Here is a 4,907-nt window from a genome sequence, read left to right on the forward strand (position 1 = left end):
CGTGGTCCTCGTGGGCGCCTTCTCCACCTTCTTCCCCGAGATGAAGGAAGAGCAGTTCATCGACGCCATAAAGGCGCTCCTCGCGCCCAAGCTCCATGACCTGAACGTGAAGGCATTCTATGAGGGCAGGAAAGCAATGTAGAGGTATTTTCACATGATATTCCGAGGGGCGGAGGGAGAGAGGGCAGCAGACTCCCTCCGGAGCTCTCGGAGACGGGAAGGGGAGCTATTTTTTCTTGACACGGTCCATGCAGGGAAGTAGGATTATCTACACAGAATAGAGTTGTGCATAGAAAACCGATGGCGGAGAAGTGATTGAAGATGGCCGATGAGGATAAAAAGAAAATAGAATATACGTCCCTTGTGCCCGCGGTTGATCAATCGTCGAGAATTCTGATATGCCTGGCAAAAGCGCCGTCTTTTAAAATGAATCTTACCGACATCTGCAAGAACGTGGGAATTCATAAGAGCAAGGGGTATGCAATCCTGAAGACGCTCCTCAACTACAAATTCGTGGAACGGGACGACGAAGGAAAAACCTACACCCTCGGCCCGGGACTCATATCCCTCTCCCGTAGGGTGCTCGACAACCTCGAATACAGGGAGAATGCGGGTCCCTTTCTCGAAAAGCTTGCACGGCAGACGAGCTGCACCAGCACCTTCGGCATCATCAACGCGAGAAATTTCATTGTTATTGCCAAGCGCGAGGGGAGCAGGGAGGTGTTTCTCACCATACGCGTCGGTTACAGGTTGAACATAACCCATGGCGCCGTGGGTAAGGCTATCGTCGCTTTTATGCCCGAGGCGGAGCGGGAGGAGGTACTTCGACAGGAAAAGCTCCTCTTTCACGGAGACCCGGCGAAACTTGACCGGTCGAGACTGCAAAAGGAGTTTGAGGAATGCAGAAGACTCGGTTACGCCATAGACCTGGGGGAGATGTTTCCCGGCCTCCATGCGATCGCGTCGCCTGTCTTCGATCACGAGGGGAAGCCTACGGGCGCCCTGCTTGTCACGGGGGTCTTTCCCAAAACCCTGGCCCATGAATACGGGCCGAGGGTTGCGGCCTGCGCCATGGATTTTTCGGCCACCCTGGGCGCCGATGTGGAGGAGATTTACAGGACCCATCGGAGGAAGATGCCGAACGGTTAAGGCATCCTATTCTTTCGGTCCCGGAGGGACGCCATGACAGGGAGGAGATTGGCGGGAGGACAGGAAAGGAAATTATCAGGAGAACCGGTTACGGGGAGAGCGGAACGTGCCGACCGGTACTTCTCATATTACAAAAGGGGGTTTCAAAATGAGTGACATCCATATCCACATCGGTGAAGTGCTCGCACGAAATGCAAGGATGTATCCTGAAGATGTAGCCCTTATCGAAAGAATACCCGCCGAAAAGAAAAGAACCACCATCACCTGGCGTCAGTTCGACGATAAAGTGAACCGGTTTGCGAATGTCCTTTCGTCAATGGGAATAAAGAAGGGCGATAAGGTCATGCACCTGATGAACAACTCCATCGACTGGCTTGTCGCCTATTTCGGCATAATCCGTCTCGGCGCGTGGGTAGTGCCCCTCAACTTCCGATTCACGAGCGCCGATATAAAATATTGCGCGGATGTCGCCGAGCCGGACGTGGTAGTCTTCGGTGAGGAGTTCACGGAGAAGATTGAGCCGATAAAAGGCGCGCTCCCCTGGACCCGCGAGTTCGTCTGCGTGGGCGAGGCAGTCCCCGCTTTCGCCAAATCCTTTGCCCGCCTGGTGGAAAGTGCATCCCCCAAGGCGCCGGAGGTAGATATCTTCTTCAGCGACCCCTGCGGGCTCTATTTCACCTCAGGGACCACGGGACAGCCGAAGCCGATCCTTCTCACTCATCTGAATATGCAGAATGCATGCATCACCGAGAATATGCACCATTATCAGACGAAGAAAGATATGTTTATCCTTATGCCGCCCCTTTACCATACGGGCGCGAAGATGCACTGGTTCGGAAGCTTTATCGTGGGCGGCCCTGCCGTAATCCTCAAAGGCGTCTCCCCCGAATGGACACTCGAGGCGGTGAGCGAGGAAAAGGGCACCATAGTATGGCTCCTCGTCCCGTGGGCTCAGGACATACTCCTCAAGCTCGACAGCGGCGAGCTGAAGCTTTCCGATTATGATCTTTCTCAATGGCGGCTCATGCATATAGGCGCCCAGCCGGTACCGCCGTCCCTGATACGACATTGGAAGAGTTACTTTCCCAATATGCAATACGACACCACCTTCGGTCTCAGTGAATCGACGGGTCCGAATGCGGTCCACCTGGGCATAGAGAATACCCATAAGGTAGGGGCAATAGGCCGCCCCGGTTTCGGCTGGGAGACCCGCATTGTGGATGACTCAGGGAAAGACGTGGCCCCGGGGCTCTCGGGTGAGCTTATATTGAGGGGCAATGGGGTGATGCGTGAATACTACAAGAATCCTGAGGCAACGGCCAAAGCCCTTGTCGATAACTGGCTCTTTACCGGCGACATGGTCAGACAGGATGAAGACGGGTTCATTTTTATCGTAGACAGGAAGAAAGACGTCATTATCTCGGGAGGCGAGAATGTTTTTCCCGTGGAAGTGGAAGACTTCCTCCATGCAAATACGGCCGTAAAAGATGTGGCAGCCATAGGCATCCCTGACGAGCGACTCGGCGAAATCGTTGCGGTGGTGGTGGATGTGGTGCCCGGCAAGACCCTCTCCGAACAGGAGGTCCTCGATTTCTGTCAGAAACTACCGAAATATAAGAGGCCGAAGAAGGTCTTCTTCGGCGAAGTGCCGAGAAATCCTACGGGAAAAATAGAAAAAGTAAAAATAAGAAAACAGTACATAGGAATGGAGGAGGCATTCAAGATAAAGTAAATCAGAGCTTCTCCTCCCGTTTTCGTGGCCCGCGGTGATTCAATATCATGGGCGGATTATCCGCGTGATAACGGGCAGGGATATGTGAGCTGCACAAAAATTCAAAAGGGGGCGTTATGAACAAAAAATTGGCAGCAGTATCGGTTCTCTCTTTCCTCATGGTCTTTTTCTGTCTTGCCGCGTTGCCGGCTACCTCATCTGCCCAGCAGAAGGTAATTGCACTCAACTACTCGAATTTCTTCCCCGCACCGCACCGTAGCAGCTTAATTTGTGAGCAGTGGTGCAAAGAGATTGAAAAACGCAGCGGTGGAAAGGTTAAATTCGCCTATTTTCCGGGCGGCACCCTCACACCCGCGGCCCAGACCTATGATAATGTCGTGAAGGGCATTGCAGACGTGGGATTCAGTGCTCTCGCGTACACAAGGGGTAAATTCCCCCTCATGGAAGCCATCGACCTTCCCCTCGGTTATAAGAGCGGAGTCCAGGCGACGAACCTGATAAATGCCTTCTACGCAAAATTTAAACCGAAAGAGCTCGATGACGTGAAGGTGCTCTATTTCAGCGCCCACGGTCCCGGCATCATCCATTCCAAGAAAGCCATTGCAAAGCTCGAGGACATGAAGGGAAAGAAGATAAGGGCAACGGGACTGGCAGCGAAGATCGTTGCAGCCCTTGGCGCCGCTCCCGTAGGAGCGACCATGCCTGAGACTTATGATGCTCTGCGCACCGGTGTGGTAGACGGTTCCATGGCGCCTTACGAAGCACTGAAAGGATGGAAGTGGGGAGAAGTAGTCAATTTCACCACCCAGGATTACGGCGCGGCCTATACCACGGGCTTTTTCGTAGTAATGAACAAGGCGAAATGGAACTCCTTTCCGCCCGACGTCCAGAAGGTATTTGATGAAGTCAGCAAAGAATGGATCGACAGACAGGGAAAGGTATGGGATGAGATCGACAAGGAAGGGCGTGAATTCGCAAAATCAAAGGGTATGAAGGATATCCCCCTGTCAAAGGAAGAGGATGCGAGATGGGCAGCGAAAGTGCGACCTCTTCTTGACGAATATGCGAAGAATGCGAAGGGGAAGGGACTTCCCGGCGACGAAGCCTTGAAGTTCTGCATTGATTATCTGAAAACTCACTGATATACGGGAGTTCAGCCGGCGGCATTTCTGGATGGGGGTTCACGGTCGCCGGTGGAACCGCCCTTGTTATAGACCTTCGGCAGTCGGCCCGGGACCCGGGATCAATTATCCCGGGCTTCGACCGCCGGTTACAGAAAATGAAGCGCGGTAAAGTAGGCCGGAGAGCCTGCCCACGGGACGGGCGGGCTCTCCGGCCGCAACTTTATCGAGCCGGATCAGGCGCGGTCAATCTATTGCCCTGCCTCCCGGGCAGTAGAAGGGGGGCCTTCGGTTTGTTTCCATTTCCCCCGATTTGCTGGCATCCGGAGAGTTTGGTGTAGTATACTTATGTGCCCCCTTGTACGGGCGCACCGCGAAGGCCGCCAAAGGAGAGAGATGATGAAAGAGATCACGCCCTATATGTTCGAAAAGGAATCCCTTTCCTTACTCTCCCGGGCTCTCGATAAGCTCGGCGAGGGTTTCAGCGATCTGCCCGGCATTGACGGAACCGGTGAAGACCGGGGTTCCATGGAGCGGGTGCTCTTCGACGTGGCGGAAAGGCTTCAGGATAATTATCCCTATTTCCATCCCCTCTATGCGGGACAGATGCTGAAGCCGCCCCATCCCGTGGCGCGGACGGCCTATGCCCTCGCCATGTGGATAAACCCTAATAACCATGCCCTCGATGGTGGGCGGGCGAGCTCGGCCATGGAAAAGGAGGCGACCGCGGACCTGGCGCGCATGATCGGGTGGGATGTCCACCTCGGCCATCTCTGCAGCGCGGGCACCACGGCGAACCTCGAGGCCCTATGGATTTCGGGCTGCCTCCATCCGGGCGCCACGATCCTTGCCTCGAGCCAGGCCCATTACACCCATGAGCGCAAAAGCCGTGTGCTCAAGCTCGA

The 4,907-nt window shown here is 54.5% G+C and carries 4 protein-coding genes; all 4 read left to right on the top strand.

The window, feature by feature from the left end:
* The first annotated feature begins 321 nt into the window (after positions 1-321).
* Entirely contained in the window at positions 322-1,149 is an 828-nt protein-coding gene (locus VGJ94_18615; GenBank protein HEY3278636.1) for an IclR family transcriptional regulator, read from the top strand.
* Between the two features lie 148 nt (positions 1,150-1,297).
* Positions 1,298-2,881, top strand: a complete 1,584-nt coding sequence (locus VGJ94_18620; protein HEY3278637.1) for a class I adenylate-forming enzyme family protein — start codon at positions 1,298-1,300, stop codon at positions 2,879-2,881.
* Between the two features lie 116 nt (positions 2,882-2,997).
* Positions 2,998-4,023, top strand: coding sequence for a TRAP transporter substrate-binding protein (locus VGJ94_18625; GenBank protein HEY3278638.1), 1,026 nt, complete (start codon positions 2,998-3,000; stop codon positions 4,021-4,023).
* Positions 4,024-4,398: 375 nt separating this feature from the next.
* Positions 4,399-4,907 (top strand): hypothetical protein (locus tag VGJ94_18630; GenBank protein ID HEY3278639.1); only part of this gene is annotated, 509 nt, incomplete at its 3' end.

Source organism: Syntrophorhabdaceae bacterium (assembly GCA_036504895.1).
Lineage (GTDB): Bacteria > Desulfobacterota > Syntrophorhabdia > Syntrophorhabdales > Syntrophorhabdaceae > PNOM01.

Excerpts from the sequence above, each read along its gene's own strand:
- VGJ94_18615 (HEY3278636.1), top strand. The coding sequence starts at position 322 with ATGGCCGATGAGGATAAAAAGAAAATAGAATATACGTCCCTTGTGCCC.
- VGJ94_18620 (HEY3278637.1), top strand. The coding sequence starts at position 1,298 with ATGAGTGACATCCATATCCACATCGGTGAAGTGCTCGCACGAAATGCA.
- VGJ94_18625 (HEY3278638.1), top strand. The coding sequence starts at position 2,998 with ATGAACAAAAAATTGGCAGCAGTATCGGTTCTCTCTTTCCTCATGGTC.